The sequence below is a fragment of the Asanoa sp. NPDC049475 genome, from assembly GCF_040676915.1.
Lineage (GTDB): Bacteria > Actinomycetota > Actinomycetes > Mycobacteriales > Micromonosporaceae > Asanoa.
The window spans coordinates 380,057-396,314 of record NZ_JBFAPY010000004.1 but is presented as its reverse complement, the minus strand read 5'-3'; the positions used below and the strand labels follow the sequence as shown (position 1 = coordinate 396,314).

14 protein-coding genes are annotated in these 16,258 nt (G+C 71.1%); 6 read left to right on the top strand and 8 right to left on the bottom strand.

Going from position 1 to position 16,258, the window contains the following annotated elements; translation table 11 throughout:
- Positions 1-304: 304 nt before the first annotated feature.
- Positions 305-880: a TetR family transcriptional regulator gene (locus AB0J88_RS17375; RefSeq protein ID WP_364343456.1), complete on the bottom strand. Its 576-nt coding sequence runs from the start codon at positions 878-880 to the stop codon at positions 305-307.
- 116 nt (positions 881-996) lie between these two features.
- Between AB0J88_RS17375 and AB0J88_RS17370 the strand changes: the two genes are divergently transcribed.
- Positions 997-1,605, top strand: coding sequence for a short chain dehydrogenase (locus tag AB0J88_RS17370; RefSeq protein WP_364343459.1), 609 nt, complete (start codon positions 997-999; stop codon positions 1,603-1,605).
- A gap of 343 nt (positions 1,606-1,948) precedes the next feature.
- On the opposite strand, the gene AB0J88_RS17365 is transcribed toward AB0J88_RS17370, so the two are convergent.
- Genes AB0J88_RS17365 through AB0J88_RS17355 form a run of 3 tightly spaced genes read right to left on the bottom strand, consistent with a single transcriptional unit; the run spans position 1,949 to position 4,800 of the window.
- On the bottom strand, positions 1,949-3,079 hold the full coding sequence (locus AB0J88_RS17365) for a winged helix DNA-binding domain-containing protein (RefSeq protein WP_364343462.1): 1,131 nt from the start codon (positions 3,077-3,079) through the stop codon (positions 1,949-1,951).
- 2 nt (positions 3,080-3,081) lie between these two features.
- A complete protein-coding gene (locus AB0J88_RS17360) occupies positions 3,082-3,729 on the bottom strand; it encodes a spermidine synthase (RefSeq protein ID WP_364343465.1) in 648 nt (215 codons plus the stop codon).
- Between the two features lie 21 nt (positions 3,730-3,750).
- A complete protein-coding gene (locus AB0J88_RS17355; RefSeq protein ID WP_364343468.1) occupies positions 3,751-4,800 on the bottom strand; it encodes a LacI family DNA-binding transcriptional regulator in 1,050 nt (349 codons plus the stop codon).
- A gap of 212 nt (positions 4,801-5,012) precedes the next feature.
- Between AB0J88_RS17355 and AB0J88_RS17350 the strand changes: the two genes are divergently transcribed.
- Together AB0J88_RS17350 and AB0J88_RS17345 are read left to right on the top strand one after the other, a co-directional pair.
- Positions 5,013-6,638 carry a glycoside hydrolase family 43 protein gene (locus tag AB0J88_RS17350; RefSeq protein ID WP_364343471.1) on the top strand — a complete coding sequence of 542 codons (1,626 nt, stop codon included), beginning with the start codon at positions 5,013-5,015 and terminating at the stop codon, positions 6,636-6,638.
- A gap of 181 nt (positions 6,639-6,819) precedes the next feature.
- A complete protein-coding gene (locus AB0J88_RS17345) occupies positions 6,820-8,013 on the top strand; it encodes an endo-1,4-beta-xylanase (RefSeq protein WP_364343474.1) in 1,194 nt (397 codons plus the stop codon).
- Between the two features lie 30 nt (positions 8,014-8,043).
- On the opposite strand, the gene AB0J88_RS17340 is transcribed toward AB0J88_RS17345, so the two are convergent.
- Positions 8,044-9,102 carry an amidohydrolase family protein gene (locus AB0J88_RS17340; protein WP_364343476.1) on the bottom strand — a complete coding sequence of 353 codons (1,059 nt, stop codon included), beginning with the start codon at positions 9,100-9,102 and terminating at the stop codon, positions 8,044-8,046.
- A gap of 26 nt (positions 9,103-9,128) precedes the next feature.
- Here AB0J88_RS17340 and AB0J88_RS17335 point away from each other — a divergent pair, with 26 nt between their 5' ends.
- Positions 9,129-10,457 carry a glutamine synthetase family protein gene (locus tag AB0J88_RS17335; RefSeq protein WP_364344561.1) on the top strand — a complete coding sequence of 443 codons (1,329 nt, stop codon included), beginning with the start codon at positions 9,129-9,131 and terminating at the stop codon, positions 10,455-10,457.
- Here the strand turns inward: AB0J88_RS17335 and AB0J88_RS17330 are convergent.
- The 3 genes from AB0J88_RS17330 to AB0J88_RS17320 form a co-directional block, all read right to left on the bottom strand.
- Positions 10,451-10,888 (bottom strand): hypothetical protein, encoded by a 438-nt coding sequence (locus AB0J88_RS17330; protein ID WP_364343479.1) that lies wholly within the window; start codon positions 10,886-10,888, stop codon positions 10,451-10,453. The two genes, AB0J88_RS17335 and AB0J88_RS17330, sit on opposite strands and share 7 nt — an antisense overlap.
- A 99-nt stretch (positions 10,889-10,987) precedes the next feature.
- Positions 10,988-12,103: a Pecanex-like protein 1 gene (locus AB0J88_RS17325; protein WP_364343482.1), complete on the bottom strand. Its 1,116-nt coding sequence runs from the start codon at positions 12,101-12,103 to the stop codon at positions 10,988-10,990.
- Between the two features lie 55 nt (positions 12,104-12,158).
- On the bottom strand, positions 12,159-13,103 hold the full coding sequence (locus AB0J88_RS17320; protein WP_364343485.1) for a DUF4142 domain-containing protein: 945 nt from the start codon (positions 13,101-13,103) through the stop codon (positions 12,159-12,161).
- A gap of 276 nt (positions 13,104-13,379) precedes the next feature.
- Here AB0J88_RS17320 and AB0J88_RS17315 point away from each other — a divergent pair, with 276 nt between their 5' ends.
- Together AB0J88_RS17315 and AB0J88_RS17310 are read left to right on the top strand one after the other, a co-directional pair.
- Entirely contained in the window at positions 13,380-14,273 is an 894-nt protein-coding gene (locus tag AB0J88_RS17315; RefSeq protein WP_364343488.1) for a ferredoxin, read from the top strand.
- The gene (locus AB0J88_RS17310) at positions 14,270-15,568 is read left to right on the top strand and encodes an FAD-dependent oxidoreductase (RefSeq protein ID WP_364343491.1); all 1,299 of its coding nucleotides are present in this window, start codon (positions 14,270-14,272) and stop codon (positions 15,566-15,568) included. The genes AB0J88_RS17315 and AB0J88_RS17310 overlap by 4 nt, the downstream gene beginning before the upstream one ends.
- The last annotated feature ends 690 nt before the right edge of the window (positions 15,569-16,258 follow it).

Below are 16,258 nucleotides of genomic sequence, written 5' to 3'. Positions count from 1 at the left end.
CGGCGACATTTTCCCAAGCGAACCACGACTGTAGCAGGGTTGATCGGCGCTAAGTGACTGTTCTTCGTGTTTGTCGGCCAGATTCGGAATGGGAGCGCTATCGATGTCGAATTGACTGGAATGATCGCCGTCCTAGTCCCACCGACAGGACCCATTCAGGACAGTTCGCGACCCCTGATGACCCGGGTTCGCGTGGGGCACGACCGTCGCTCCCGCCGGGGATCGCTCGCTGACGCGTCACTGGCCAGGCCCGCGGCGGGTCACCCTCAACCCCTTGCCAGCCGGTCGGCAAGCTCGCGCGGACTCAGCCCCGTACAGCGGTGACAGCGGTGTCGAGCAGTTTCGCGAGGGGCTTCGTGCCGCCGCTGCGAGCCCATTCGTCCACCGCGTTGTTGAGGCAGACCAGGGCGGCCCCGACGACCGCGCGCGCGGCCAGGTCGCGCCGCGCGGGCGGCACCTTCAGCCTGCGCGCGATGTCGGGGACGAGCGCCTCTTCCCACCTGGCGCGTTTCGCGAGGAGTGCCCCGCGCAGCGCCGGGGTGTCGGCGAGCATCACGGCGGTGGCGATTTTGCGGTCGCTGTCACGGATGAGGTCGTCGAGGTGCGGGGTCATGGCGTGACGCAGGGCGACCCAGGCGGACTCGTCGCGCGGCCGGGTGGCGAGCGCCGCCGCCAGGCCGTCGCCCACGCCGTCCAGCAGCCCGACCACCATGTCTTCCTTGGTGGGGAAGTAGCGGAACACGCTGCGGCTCGAGATGCCGACGGCGGCAGCGATCTCGTCGACGGTGGTCTCCTCGTAGCCGTTGGCGACGAAAAGCTCCATCGCCGCCTCGGCGATCTGCGTGCGCACCGCGCGCCGGGTCAACTCCCGCAATCCCACGAGCTCGACGGTAGCAGCATGTGTCGACTGCGACAGGCTTGGCCTTGGATGTCAGCTACTGACAGATTTAGCATGGGCCGCAAGCACGCGTGCTGACGACGAGCAGGAGGTCCCGCATGAGAGTGATCCTGGTAGGCAGCGGAGCGATCGGCGCGGCGGTCCGCGAGACCCTGCAGACCCACGGCCACGAGGTGGTGACGGTAGGCCGCACGTCGGGCGCACACCAGGCGGACCTCACGGACAAAGCCAGCCTCGACGACCTGTTCGCCCGCCTGGCCCCGTTCGACGCGGTAGCCAGCGCGGCCGGCGAAGTCTCTCCCGGCCCGCTGGCGGAGGCGTCGGACGCCCAATGGGCGGACTCGATCGCGGGCAAGGGCATGGGCCAGATCAACCTGGTGCGAGCGGCGCTGCCCCACATCACGGACGGCGGCTCGTTCACGCTGGTGTCGGGCGTGCTCAGTGACGAGTACACCCACCACAGCACCCTCGGCAGCACCGTCAACCACATGGTCGAGGGCTTCGTGAAAGCGGCGGCCACAGAACTACCTCGCGGCCTGCGAATCAACTGCGTGAGCCCCACGGTGCTGACGGAGTCGACGCACTACCACCCGTTCTTCCCGGGCTTCGCGACGGTGCCGGCGGCCGAGGTGGGCCTGGCCTACCTGCGAGCGATCGCCAACCCGATCACCGGCCGCATCCTCAAACTCCACAAAACCAACTCGTAGGCGCCTAACCGCGTTGCGGCGGTCGGGAAGATGGGGGCGTGATCCTCCTCGTTCCCGCCGACCCGCTGCGGCCGCGCCGTCCGGACGACCATTTCGCGCCGGAGGCCGCCGCCGCGCGAGCCGCTGGCCTCGGCCTTCACCCCTGACCTCGACGACGCTCCGGCCGCCTGGCGGGTGGCGCAGCGATTCCGAACTGCGTGGGGAGGAGGTGGCGGGCGGTTTCGTGCTGCGACGCGGCGAGCGGTTCGAATCAGCGGAGGTCCGCACTGGTGGGTCGACGGCGTCTGTGTGCTCGGTCGGCGCGACCCGGACACCCCGCCGCAGCCGGGGCACAGGAACTCGATCACGCTTCGATGATCCGGACCTCGGCCGACGGGATGCCCTTTGTCCACCAGTGGCGGTAGCGGCGGTAGACGGTCGGGTCGCGGTCGGCGAGGAAGGTCGTCAACGCGCGCGCCTCCGTCGCGATGCCGGACCACGTGGCCGGGTCCAGCCGGTGGAAGGCGGTCACCTCGATGCCAGCGCCGTCCTCCGCGGGGCGCCATACGCCCGCCACGTAGCCGTCCACCAGCAGCGTCGGCAGCACGTCTCCGTTGCGGCGCACCACGACGGTGCGGTAGTCCGCCGGGATCACGCGCGTGCGGTCCGCGTACGCCAGCAGGACGTTGTCCCACATCGGCAGCAGCCGCGGTGGTGCCGCGACGTCCTCCGGTGGCAGCGTCGCGTCCGCCAGGTCCAGCAGGCCGTCGCTGACCGTCAGCTCGGCGCCCAGCCCCGCCACGGCCGCCTTGACGCGCGCGCTGTTGAGCCGGGTGAACGCCATGATGTCCGATGTGGAGGCCGGGCCGAAGGCGGCCAGATAGCGCCGCACCAGGGCGCGCACCGAGTCGTCGTGCGCGGCGGCACCCGGCGCCGTCACGAACGAGGCCGGGTGCCGGAACGACCAGGGACCGCCCGTCGGGCGGTAGTGCAGCGGCGCGAACGTGCGCAGCGCCCACCACATCTTGGCCGGGTCGTCGACCCGGCCCTCCAGCATCGCCTGGATCTCCGCTCCGGACCGAGGCTCGGTCGCGAAGGCCGCCAGGTCGTCGAGCGCCGCCAACGCCGAGGCGTCGGTCAGGTCGCTTTCCAGCCAGCGGTAGTCGGCCAGCCGCGACGCCCGCAGCAGCGGCGTCATAGCCGCGTGCAGGGCGGCCCAGTCGCCGCCGTGTACGGCGTGCAACGTGACCCGCATCAGGCTGGAGCGGACCACCGTACCGTCGGCGAACGCCCGGTCGACCTCGGCCGCGTCGAGTCCCGCCACCCGGTTCCACAAGGCCAGGTACGGCGACGCCGGCTCCTGTGCCTGCAACGCCAACAAGCGCCGCACGGCCTCGCCCACCCGCAGCGGCTGCCGCCCGAGAAGGAGCTGGCGGTCGAGAGTCGCCCGGTTGAGTCGGCGTGCGGTGGCGGTCGGCGGCGGCGCGAACACCATGCTCAGCTCTCGGAGCGACGGGCCAGGTAGACGACGTCCGGCTCACCGTGGGAGACCTCGGTCAGCAGGGTCTCGACCGGGCCGATCGTGGCCGTCAGGCGGGCCAGGTAGGCGGCCGAGGCGTTGGCGCTCCAGACCGCCAGCACGCCGCCCGGGTCGAGGTGGCCCCGCAGCAGCTCGGTGCCCGCGTCCTCGTACAGGGCCGCGTTCTCGCCGAAGACCGTCCAGTCCGGACCGTTGTCGACGTCGAGGCAGATGGCGTCGAAGCGCTCGTCCGTGGTGGCCAGCCAATGACCCAGGTCGGCGGTGACCACGCGGACCCGCGGGTCGGCCAGGGCCCCGTCACTGAAGGGCTTCAAGTAGGACGAGTGCCAGGCGACCACGGCCGGCTCGATCTCGACGACCACGATCTCGGCGGGCGTCTCGGATCTGACGGCCTCGGCCAGGGAGAAGCCCACGCCGAGGCCACCGATCAGCAGGCGGGCACCGGGGGCGGCGGCGGACAGCGCGGCCTGGACCAGCGTGCGCTCCGAGGCGCCGGTGCGGGTGTCCATCAGGAACACGCCGTTGCTGATCAGCTCGTACTGCCCGCCGTCGCGGCGCAGGACGAGCTCACCGCGTTCGGTGACGACACGCTCGACGGTCTCCATCAGACAAAGACTACGACCGGGTCATTTCGCCGGGGCCACCGCGCTGTCGCGGACGATGAGTTCCGTGGCCAGCTCGACCCGCGGGCTCTCGATCTGCTCGCCGCGGGCGAGGCGCAGCACCGTGCGGGCCGCCAGGAGCCCCATCTCGGCGAGCGGCTGGCGGACGGTGGTCAGCGGCGGCGAGCACCAGCGCACCTCGGGCAGGTCGTCGAAGCCGACCACACTGATGTCGTCGGGCACCCGGAGCTGGCGCTGCCGCACCGCCTCGTACACGCCGAGGGCCATCTGGTCGCTGGAGGCGAAGATCGCGGTCGGCGGGTCGGCCAGCGTGAGCAGCTCGGTGCCGCCCGCGAACCCGGCCTCGTGATAGAAGTTGCCCGGCCGGATCAGGTCGTCGTCGATCTGGATGCCAGCCGACTCGAGTGCCGCCCGGTAGCCGTCTAGCCGGGCACGGCTGCACATCAGCTGCGGTGGGCCGCCGATGAAGCCGATCCGACGGTGCCCGAGCCCAAGCAGGTATTCGGTGGCGTGCAGGCTGCCGACCCAGTTGGTCGCGCCGATCGTCGGCGACTCCTGAGGCGGCACGCCGGCCGGGTCGACGATCACCACGGGGATGTTGAGCCGGCGCAGCTCGCTCTGCAGCGGAGGCTCCAACGTGGAGGTGACGAAGATAACGCCCTCGGTCGAGCGGGTGCGGATGTTGTCGAGCCACTGCTTGGCCGACGACGTGCGGCGGTGGATGGCCGACACCACGGTGCCGACGCCGGAGGCGTGCGCGACGTCCTCGACGCCACGGATGATCTCGACCGCCCACGGGCTGTCGATGTCGTTGAAGACCAGGTCGACCAGCCCCGAGTTGGCTCGCATGCTGGGCGGTCGGCGCCGGTAGCCGTGCTGGCTGAGCAGGTCTTCGACCCGCTTGCGGGTGTTCGGCGAGACGTCGGCGCGGCCGTTGAGGACGCGGGAGACGGTCGGCACCGACACGCCGGCCAGGCGTGCGATCGCCGCGATTGTCACGGTCCTCTTGTCACCTGCGGCAGTGCCACCAGACACGGATCGCCCTTTCGTCATGGGTGGAGCCTACGGACGTCGATCGGTCCGTCAACCCGCCGAAAGTTTCAGATCGATTTCCGGTATGCCGGCGACGGTACGACGACCGCAACTGCCGGTCAAGGAACTGTCGGATCTCGATATAAGCCGTTACCGTGTTCGGAACGCTCGCCGATCCCACGGGGGAGCGGCTTCCGGAAGTCCCCGGAAGCGGACCTGAAGGGAAGCTGCCCATGTCGACCGAGACCGCAGCCACCGTTACCGCCGCCCGGTCGATCCAGAACCCGGTCCTGCGCGGCTTCAACCCGGACCCGTCGCTGCTGCGGGTGGGCGCCGACTACTACCTGGCGACCTCGACCTTCGAGTGGTACCCCGGGGTGCGCCTCCACCACTCGCGCGACCTGGTGCACTGGCGCGCGATCGGCGGCATCATCACCGACCGGCGCCTGCTCGACCTGCGCGGCAGCGGCGACTCCAACGGGGTGTGGGCGCCCTGCCTGACCTACCACGACGGTCGCTTCCACCTGATCTACAGCGACGTGGCCAGCTTCGCCAGTGGCTACTGGGACCCGCGGAACTTCCACACCAGCGCGCCGTCGATCGACGGGCCGTGGGACGACCCGGTGCAACTGCACGGCCACGGCTTCGACGCGTCCCTGTTCCACGACGACGACGGCAGCACCTGGCTGCTCAACCTGAGCGCCGACTGGCGTCCCGGCCGCGAGCGCTTCGCCGGCATCGAGATCCAGCGGTACGACCTGGCGAAGCGCGAGCTGGTCGGCCCGTCCCGGATCATCTTCACCGGCACCGCCGCCGGGATGACCGAAGGGCCGCACATCTACCGCCGCGACGGCTGGTACTGGCTGGTCACCGCCGAGGGCGGGACGAGCTGGGAGCACCAGGCCACGGTGGCCCGGTCGCGGGAGCTGTTCGGCCCGTACGAGCCGGACCCGAACGGGCCGCTGCTCACCTCGTACGGCCGCCCCGAGCTCCGGCTGCAGAAGGCCGGCCACGGCAGCCTGGTCGAGGTGCCCGGCGACGGCTGGTACTTCGCGCACCTGGCGGCCCGCCCGGACACCCCGCTGGGCAAGTGCGTGCTCGGCCGCGAGACGGCGATCCAGCGGGTCGACTGGGAGCCCGGCGGCTGGCCCCGGATCGCGGGCGGCATCCCGGCCGACGAGGTCGCCGCTCCCGCGCTGCCGGCGCACCCCTGGCCCGACGAGCCGGCCACCGACGACTTCACCGAGCCGCGGCTCGGCCCCTCGTGGTCGACGCTGCGCCGGCCGGCGACGCCGGACTGGGTCGACCTGACCACCCGCCCGTCGCACCTGCGGCTGCACGGCGGCCAGTCGCCGGTCGGCCGGCGGTCGCCGAGCCTGGTCGCCCGGCGGGTGGGCTCACTGCACTGTGAACTGTCCACCGTGGTCGAGTTCGAGCCGCGCGACTTTCGGCAGTTGGCCGGCATCACCGCCTACTACAACTCGCTGAACTGGCACTTCCTCTACCTGACCCGCGGCGACGACGGCCGGGTGGTGCTCGAGCTGCTCAGCAGCGACCAGGGCAAGCGCACCGCGCACCCGGAGCTCACGGTCGACCGTGGCGACGCGACCCGGGTCGGCCTGCGCGCCGTGTTCGACGGCACGGTCGTGCGGTTCGGCTACGACCTCGGTGACGGCTGGCAGGAGCTGCCGGTCGCGCTGGACGCCACGATCCTCTCCGACGAGCACGCCGCCCTGGTGGTCGACGGCGAGCCGGCCGCGTGGGGGTTCACCGGTGCGTTCCTCGGCCTCTGGGTGCAGGACCTGGGTGCCGACGGCGGCTACGCGGACTTCGACGAGGCCACGTACCTCGAAAGATGATCCGAAACTTCCGGTGGCCCACCGCCGTCGGAACCGCGTGCTCTCGTCCGATTTCCGGAACTCTTTTGGATTGACGGGGAGCGATCTCGACGGCTACGTTTCCGGAAAGTTACGGAACTCGATCCGCAACTATCGGCGTCGCTCGCGATCGGCACCCCCGGTCATCCCGAGAGGAGCGCACATGAAAGTGAATCGATGGTTCGCCGCCGGCGTGGCGGTGGTCGCGGCCGCCGCCGTGGCGGGCGCGGCACCCGCCACGGCGAGCCACCCGGTCGACCCGACCCAGCAGAGCCTGCGCCAGTTGGGCCTGCGGCACGACCTTTACATCGGCACCGCCGTCGACATGGCTGCCCTGGCCGACACCTCCGACCCCCAGTACCGGGCCACCGTGTCCAAGGAGTTCTCCTCGGTCACCGCCGAGAACGTGATGAAGTGGGAGAGCCTCGAGCCCACCCGCGGCACGTACAACTTCGGTCCGGCCGACGAGCTGATCGACTTCGCCAAGCGCAACAACCAGAAGGTGCGCGGCCACGTGCTGGTCTGGCACAACCAGTTGCCCGCCTGGCTCACCACCGGCGTCAGCGACGGCTCGATCAGCAAAGCCGAGCTCCGCGACATCCTGCGCAACCACATCACCACCGTGGTCAAGCACTTCAAGGGCAAGATCTGGCAGTGGGACGTCGTCAACGAGGCGGTCAGCGACCCCTGGGACAGCCCGCCCACGCTGCACTACAAGGGCTTCTGGGCGGAGAACCTCGGCCCTGGCTACATCGCCGACGCGTTCCGCTGGGCGCGCGCCGCCGACCCCAAGGCGCTGCTGTTCTACAACGACTACAACATCGAGGCGTTCGGCTCGGGTGACCCGGCCAACGACAAGACCCAGTTCGTCTACGACCTGGCCAAGTCGCTGCTGCGGGACCGCGTCCCGATCGACGGCATCGGCAGTCAGGGACACCTCGGCACGCAGTACGGCAACTATTCCACGCTCCAGGTCGCCGCGGCGCTGAAGAAGTTCGCCGGGCTCGGGCTGGCCACCGCGTTCACCGAGGTCGACGTGCGCAGCCAGCTGACGGCGGGTGTGCAGGCCGGCGACTCCAACGAGATCAACCCGCGCCTCCAGGCGTCGGCGGCCAACTACAGCGCGCTGCTCCAGGCCTGCCTGGCCGACCGGCACTGCCTCTCGTACACGGTCTGGGGCTTCACCGACAAGCACTCCTGGGTGCCGACCTGGTTCACGAACCCGCCGGAGGGCCTGGCCACGATCATGGACGAGAACTACCAGCCCAAGCGGGCGTACCACGAGCTGAAGGCAGACCTGATCTACAGCGGTCCGCCGTACGTGCTCCCGCGCGTGCCCCAAAAGCCCCGGCGCTGACGCGCGGGCGGTGAGAAGGCGGAAGGGACCCTATCGGCCAGGGCCCCTTCCGCCCACCGTCGGATAGACCCGGTGCGCGTTCTCGGTGGTCCGTCGGACCAGGTCGGCGTCGGCCGCGGCACGGAACAGCACCGCACCGAGGAAGTGCAGCTCCGGCAGGGCGTACCCGTCGGAGGAGTAGAGGAACTTGCCGTACGGGCAGAGCTCCAGCGCTTCCGCGAGCACCGCGGGCGCCCGCTCGCCGACGTTGTGCGTGGCCAGCCCGAGGTCCATGTGGACGGTAGGGAAGACCTGGGCCAGATAACCGGCATTCCGTTGGTACGGATAGCAGTGCAGCAGCAGCACCGGCACCTCGGTCGACTCGGCCGCCCGCAGCCACGGCGCCAGCAACAGCGGGTCACCCAGACGCAGGTCGGTGTCCCGGTCGCCGAGTCCGGTATGGAACTGCAAGGGCAGCCCCGTGTCCAACGCCGCGAAGGCCAGGAACCGGTGCAGCACCTCGTCGGCGACCCGCCCCGCACCGTCGGCCAGCCAGCGTCCCGCGGCCTCGCGGACATCGGCCTCGCTCGGACGCTCGTCGCCCAGCGCGAGGCCGACCCGGTAGGCGACCACCGACTTGAACGCGACGGTGTCCGGCCGGGCGGCGGCAGCGGCGAGCGCCTCCTGCACCGCACCCGCGAACCCTCTGGCGGTGCCGACCTCGAGCTCTTCGGCCAGCGCTTCGAGCCGGACCACCTCGTGCGCCGCCGCGTCCGCCGCCGCCGCGAGCTCCGCGGGCGTGGTCAGCGGCTCCGGGGCGAAGCCGGTGTCGACCAGGACCGCGGCGAGTCCGGCGGCCCGCAGGAGTCGCCGCGTGACCTCCTCGTGCCCGAGCTCCGCGCGCCGCGCCAGATAGTCGTCGGGGGTGGCGGTCGCGGCCAGGTCGAGCACCGGGAAGCAGTGCCGGCGCAGCGCGTCGCCGAGCGCCGAGTCGAACAGCGTCGTGCCCGGGGCGGGCCGGTCGGCCTCGGAGAGCCGGGCCTCGAACTCGGCCCGGTCGAGATCGCGCCGCACGACGCCGTGGCAATGATGGTCCACCAGCAGGTCCATCGTCATAACCTAGGTCCGTGGACGCCATGCAGCGGGATCGCCGTGCCGCGCAGGCCCGCGCCGCCGCCGACCGGCTCGTCGCCGACGGCATCGACGGCGTCGCCCTGACCTGGGTGGACACGAGCGGCGTCACGCGGGTCAAGGCCGTGCCGGTGGCCCGGCTCGCCCACGCCGCGCAGTGGGGCGCGGGGGCCGCGCCGGTGTTCGACACCTTCCTGGTCGACGACGGCTCGGTGCGCGGCCGCTTCGCCGGCGGGCCGGTCGGCGACCTCCGACTGCACCCCGACCTCGACAGGCTCGTGCCGCTGGCCGCTTCGCCCGGCTGGGCCTGGGCGCCGGCCGAGCGGTTCGACCAGGCCGGCGAGCCGCACCCGCTGGACGGCCGTTGGCTGCTCCGCCGGGAGGTCGACCGGCTGGCGGCCGACGGGCTGACGGTGCGCGCCGGCTTCGAGGTCGAGTGGTGCGTGTCCCGGGGCGCCGGCGACGACTTCGTCCCGGCCACCACCGGCCCGGCGTACGGGATGATCCGGCTGGTCGAGCTCGCGCCGTACCTGCGGGCGATCCTCGCGGCGTTGGCCGCGCAGGGGGTCGTGGTCGAGCAGATCCATCCCGAGTACGCGCACGGCCAGTTCGAGGTCTCGCTCGCGCCGGAGGACCCGGTCGGCGCCGCCGACACCGTGGTGCTCGTGCAGGACACGGTCCGCGCGGTCAGTGCGGCGCACGGCCTGCGCCCGTCGTTCGCGCCCGTGGTCAGCGCCGGGAAGGTCGGCAACGGCCGGCACGCGCACCTGAGCGTGCTGCGCGACGGGGTGAGCGCGATGGCCGGCGGGTCCGGGCCGTTCGGGCTCGACCGCGCGGGGGAGGGATTCGCCGCTGGCATCCTGTCCCGGCTGCCGGCCCTGCTCGCGCTCGGTGCCCCGTCGGTGGCCTCGTACCTGCGGTTGGTGCCCGAGCGCTGGGCCGGCGCGTACGCCTGCTGGGGTCTGGAGAACCGCGAGGCGGCGCTGCGGATGATCGCGGGTCCGAACGCCAACCTCGAGGTGAAGTGCGTCGACGCGGCGGCCAACCCGCACCTCCTGCTGGCCGGTCTGCTCGCGGCGGGCCGGGCAGGTGTGGCGGCGGAGGCGTTGCTGCCGGATCCCGTGCCGGTCGACCCTCACGACGTGGACGGCATCGAGCGGCTGCCGGCATCGCTGACCGCGGCGGTGGCCGCGTTCGAGGCCGACGAAGTGCTCACCTCGGCACTCGGGGCGGCGCTGGTCGACACGGTCGCGGTGGTCCGGCAGGGCGAGATCACGCTGTTCGAGGGGGCCGACGACGAGACGGTGGTGGGGGCTACCCGCTGGCGCTACTGAACCCGCAGCGGCGCCGGGCTGCTGTCCCACATCGGCATCGTCCAGGTCAGGCCCGCGTCGCGGGCGGCCCGGCGCACCTCGTCGAGGAACACGGTGATCCGGCCGCCGATCCACTCGAGGTCGGCGGGGCCGAGCAGGGCCACCGTGCTCACCCGGGTCTCGGCCAGCACGCACGGGCGGCCGTCGCGGGCGACCTGGCGGATCGACTCACCGGTGCGGTCCAGGTGCGTGAGGACGACCGGGACGATGAGCTCCGCCACCATCGCCGTCCATCGCGGGTTGGCCAGCAGGCCGTGGTGGGTCAGCGCCCGCAGCGGACAACCGTCGCCGACCACCCGGGCGGCAAGGAGACCCGCGCCGCCGCGCACCCCGGCGTCGAACCGGTAGACGCAGGTCAGTTGGCGGATCCGGGTCGCGCGAAGCTTGTCCATGATTCCCCTCCGGGCCGTTCACGGTGGACGGTGCTAACCGCGTAGGGCCGGACACCGTTTCCGGTGCCCGGCCCTTCCGCAGCGGTAGTGCTCGCGTAACTAGCGGGTGACGACGATCCGGACCGAGTCGAACGCGGGGATCTGGTTGGCCCGCACCATCATCGGGATGCGGTGCGAACCGTCACCGGCCCACGCGGCGCACTGGGCGACACCGGTCGCGGCCAGACCGGGCACGGTCACGGTCACGGTGTCGGGGGCAGCGCCGCCGCCGCCGTCCTCGACCGCCTTGAAGAAGGCCGGCACCGGAGCCGGGTCCTGGGCGCCCCGGCCGCTCAGCAGGCGGCAGGCCATGTGGAAGTGACCGCGGAGCAGGCCCTCCTCGGTGAGGAAGGAGCTCTCCTTGTAGTAGCCACCCGCGCCGGCCGGCAGGAACCGGTCACGGACCAGGTTGCGGGTGCTGACCTGGATGTCGAACGGCTGGTTGACCCGGGCCCGGGCGGGCGCGCGGCTGATCAGCAGCGTCGGGTTGTTCTCGACGGCGCCGACCTCACCGAACTGGGTGGTGACGCAACGCGGGCCGTTCTGGAAGCCGTCGTGCTCCTGGAGGCTGCTGTTCTCGCAGGTGTTGCCCAGCGACTCCGGCAGCGCCGGGGGAGCGGCGGGCGAGGTCGGGCTGGTGGTGGGAGCACCGGTGGTGGGGTCGGTGCCAGTGCCGGTGCCCGGCGACGTCGTGCTGCCGGGGCTGGAGCCGCCGCCGTTGCTGCCACCGCCGTTGGAGCCACCGTTCGAGCCGCCGCTGGAGCTGCTCGGCGTGGTGGTCGGGCGGCAGTTCCTGTTGTCGTTGCTCTGCCGACGGCGCTGCTCGGCCTGGGCCTTCGCGGCGGCCGACGCCGTCGCCTTGGCGGCCGCGGCGTCCTGCGCGTCGGGCGCGGTGGCGTCGCCCGACGTGCCGTCGCCGGCCGCACCGGCCACCTCACCGGCCGGGGCGTCGGCCGGCGGCGTCGCGTTCGGGTCCTGGTCGGTGCTGTGGTCGTGCGCCGCGGCCGCGGCCGTCGTCGGCTGACACCACGGCAGGTTGTTGCCGCTGTTGTGACCCCGGCGGCTGCCCGCGAGCGACACCTGTGTGACTGCGACGAGGCCGGCGAAGACCGCCAGCGTCGCGAACACGGCGATGTACCGCCGGTTCTTGCGGGGGGCCTGCCTACTTCTGGTCATTACGTGTCACCTTCCATGTGGACACACACCGATGCGGTTTGTTGTTTTCGTGGTGTTACCGAGGACGCGTTACGCGGATCATGGTGATGAGGCCCGCGACGAGGGCGGCTCCCAACACCAGCCAGATCACTGTCGGGCTGACGCCGCTCTTGATGTAGCCCGCGGCGGGAACGGGGCCGTCGGCCGGCTCCGGAGGAAGCGGTAGGTGCTGCCAGTCGACCAGGGACGTGCTCTCCAACAGCGTGAGGTGCGTGCCCACGAACTGGTTGGACTGCTGCGCCAGCTCACGGACGAGGTCGTTACGGGTGCCCGCGCGAACGAACGCGATGGCGGAGAAGACCTTGCCGTGTGCGGCGCGAAGCCGGTCGACGAAGATCTGGTCGAACTCGTCGCCCTCGGCATCGCGCATCTCCTGCAGCCAGAACTGCTGGTCGCGGTTGGGCTCGTTCGGGATCTGGATGCCAAGACGCTGGGCTGCCAGCACGTCGAGCTTGTCGAGCACGGCGTGCTGCTCGGCAATCATCTTGCCGATCTCCTTGACCCGCGGGTTCTTGCCCTTCTCCACGGCCATCTGACCGGCGGGCTGTTCCCACAGGCCGGCGAGCCGCACCTTGACCACCAGGTCGACGTCGGACGGCCCGACGGGGCCGTATTTGCCGTTCTCGGCGACCGCGACGTCCGGAGGCACCGGAATGGGGAACTTCTCCGGCCCCGGCGACGGCGCGAGATAGCTGAGCTTGCTCGTGTCCCGCATGGCATTCATCGCGGCCATGTGAGCGGCGTGGTTGGCGTTCCAAGTGGCCTGGTTCATCGCCGCCATGTGGGCCGCGTGGCTCATCCCCGCCACGTGGCCGGGATGGTTCATGGCGCCGCCGCCCACGGCCGGGGCCGCCGCACGGTAGTGGTCGTTGGCCAGGGCCGCGGACGCGGGCACCAGCGCCACCAACGACGCCACCGCGATCACTCGCGCTCCCAACCCGACCAGCTGCCGGACTTCCACTTTCACTCCTCCGGGGTCGGCGGCCGTAGCCGCACCTCGACACGCAGAGAGACGATAAACGTCTGTCAATTAGAGAAGGCTTAAGTGAAGGAAGGCCTAGGGCACGTTTAAAGCAAATTTATAGTTCGCCAACCGACCGTCCGGTGACCGTTCCACAGCGTGTTGGCCATCGAAAACTCCCCCCGAAACGGGCGACGACACCAGATTGACAATTCGTCGCGCCGCACCATACTTGCGTTGTCCCCACATCCCCTCACGAACATGGGAGGAACCGCCGTGCGCAACGCACAGGAGAGCGTGCACATCGTCGCGGCCACAGTTGGGTTCGTGTCGCTCTTCCTGCTCTGGCTGGCGGTCCTCTGGGGACTCATGCTCCGCAACGGTTGGGCTCAGAGCCGGATCAAGCACGCCACCGTGTACGGGATCCACCAGACGATCGCGCTGCTCGGCCTCACGCTCGGCGTGGTGCACGGCTTCACGCAGCTCGCCGGCCCGATGGGCACGGTCAGGCTGGTCGACGTGGTCGTGCCGTTCACCAACCCGTACGACCCGATCGGCATCGGTGTCGGGGTCATCTCGCTCGAGCTCTTCGCGGCCTGCACCCTTTCGGTGCTGATCCAGAAGAAGATCGGCTACACCCGCTGGCGCGCGTTCCACGCGTTCAACTACGTCGCCTACATGCTCCTGGTCGGACACGTGCTGATGTCCGGCTCCGAGATGGCCACCGGCGTCCGCTGGGGTGCCGTCCTCGGCTCGTTCGTGATCACCCTGCTGCTGTGGGGCACGACGACGCCCTGGTACCTCGGGTGGCGCCAGGAACGCACCAACCGCCGCAACGGCAACGCCGGCGTCGGCGACGAGCTGCTGGTCAACGTGGACGGCAACCGCTGCGCGCGGTTCGGGTTCTGCGAGCACGAGGCGCCCAAGGTGTTCGCCCTGCGGGGTGACGGGCGCCTGGCGTACAAGGCGACCGTGCCGCCGGATCTGGCGAACGACGTGATCAGAGCCGTGGAGGTGTGTCCGGCGCGAGCGATCCAGCTCAACCGGACCGCGACCACGGTGGTTACCCAGAAGAAGACTGAGCCGGCCGAGGAACCACTGACCGGCCCCACACGGATTCCGGCGGGCTCGGGCGCCGGACCACGTCGACGTAGCAGGGGAGACCGATGACGCGGCGGAAGAGGCGCGCGGACTACGGCCGAATTCTGATCGTCGGAACGGGACGCGCTGGCGTCGCCGCGGCCGAAGAGCTCCGGCGCCAGGGATACCCGGGCGAGATCGCGATGGTCGGTGCGGAGAAGGAAGGCCCGTACGACCGTCCGTCGTGCTCCAAGGGCATCCTGACCGGCCACAAGCGCCCGCAGGACACCCGGATGCCGTTCCACGACGAGGATCTGACCTGGTACCTGGGTCGGACGGCCGTCGACCTCGACCCGGACAACCGCCGGGTGGAGACCGACACGGGCGAGTCCTTCGCGTACGACGGCCTGGTCATCGCCACCGGCTCGTCGCCGACGATGCCCAAGTGGGCAGCGGAGCCGGGCGTGCACCTCCTGCACAACCTCGAGCACGCCTGGTCGCTGCGCCGTGCCCTCCGCGACGCGGAGCGCGTCATCATCGTCGGCGGCGGCATCACGGGCAGCGAGGTCGCCTCGGCGGTACGGTCCATGGCCCGCAACTGCGTGGTCATCGACTCCAAGCAGCAGGTCATGGTGCGGGCGCTGGGCGAAGAGGTCGGCAACCACGTCACTGATGTCATGCGCGACGAGGGCGTCGACTTCCGCCTGGGCCACCGGGTGGCCACGGCCAACCGCTTCCGCGACGGCTGGATGGTGCAGCTGGACGACGGCGAGAACCTGGTCGGCGACGTCGTGGTCGCGACCACGGGCGGCCGACCGGACACGGCCTGGCTCGAAAACGCCGGAATCGACGCCTCCAAGGGCGTCGTCTGTGACGAGAGCCTGCGGGTGGTCGGCCTGGAGGACGTCGTCGCCTGTGGAGCGGTCGCGACCTGGCCCAACCTGCGGTACGGCCCGCAGCTGCGCAAGGCCGAGCACTGGATCAGCTCGCTGGAGCAAGGACGAGGTGCGGCCCGCACGCTGCTCGCGGAGGACGGCAACCCTGGCCCGGTCACGGTCATCCCGCGTTTCTGGACCGAGCAGTGGGGCCTACGCATCCAGGTCTGCGGCGAGCTAGTGCCCGACGGTGAGGTCTCGATCAGCGAGATGAAGCGCCACCGCCGCGACACCGCCCGGTCGGGGGTCGTGGTCGGCTACCACCGCGACGACCGCCTCGTGGGCCTGGTCTCGGTGAACGCGGCCCACGCGTTCACGTCGCTGGCGCGAGCGATGATCGCGACGCCGCTGCCGGCGGTGCAGGCAACCCCGATGCCGCTGCACACCGACCGCCCGCTCGACACCGAAATCGCAGAGCCGGCCCCCCGCCGCCTCGCCTCGGTGGCCTGATCCGCGACAATGTGAATTGCTAGCACTACGATCGGTCACTTAAGAGAAAAATAAGCAAAAGAAATGGTTGGCCGGAGCATTTAGCCCCGGCCAACCATTTCTTTCCGTGCCGGACGACGAGCCTGAAAGCGCGCGGCCGCTTGGGCCTTTAGCGTGTTTCCGCTGCTAGCGCCACGCAGGCCACGCGGAATGGTGGCGGACGTGGCCGCTCGCAATCTTTTCCGATCCGGATGGTGAGCGTCCGCGGCGGCCAGCCCGCGACCGAGCCGGGTGGCGGCGGACGGATGCGCGGCCGACGCCCGGCGCTGGGCGGGCCGCGAGGCGGCTGCGTAGCAGCGGCAGCGGCCGCGATCCGCCACGCGGCACTGCAGGTGGCCGCGAATGGGCCGCTCGTGGGGTTCGGCTGCCGCCGCGATGCAGTTCCACCGCGGTGGTCATGGCCCGCGAACGCGCAACGCGGCGGCGGGCCGGTTGCCGCAAGCGGCCCAGGCCAGCGCGGCGGTTGCCGCAACGGGGCCACGGCTGCGCGGGGTCGCCGCAACGTGGCGAGGGCCGAGTCGGGGTTGCCGCAACGCGGCGAGGGCGGCTTGGCGTTGCCGCAACGCGGCGAGGGCGGCTTGGCGTTGCCGCAACGCGGCGAGGGCGGCTTGGCGTTGCCGCAACGCGGCGAGGGCGGCTTGGCGTTGCCGC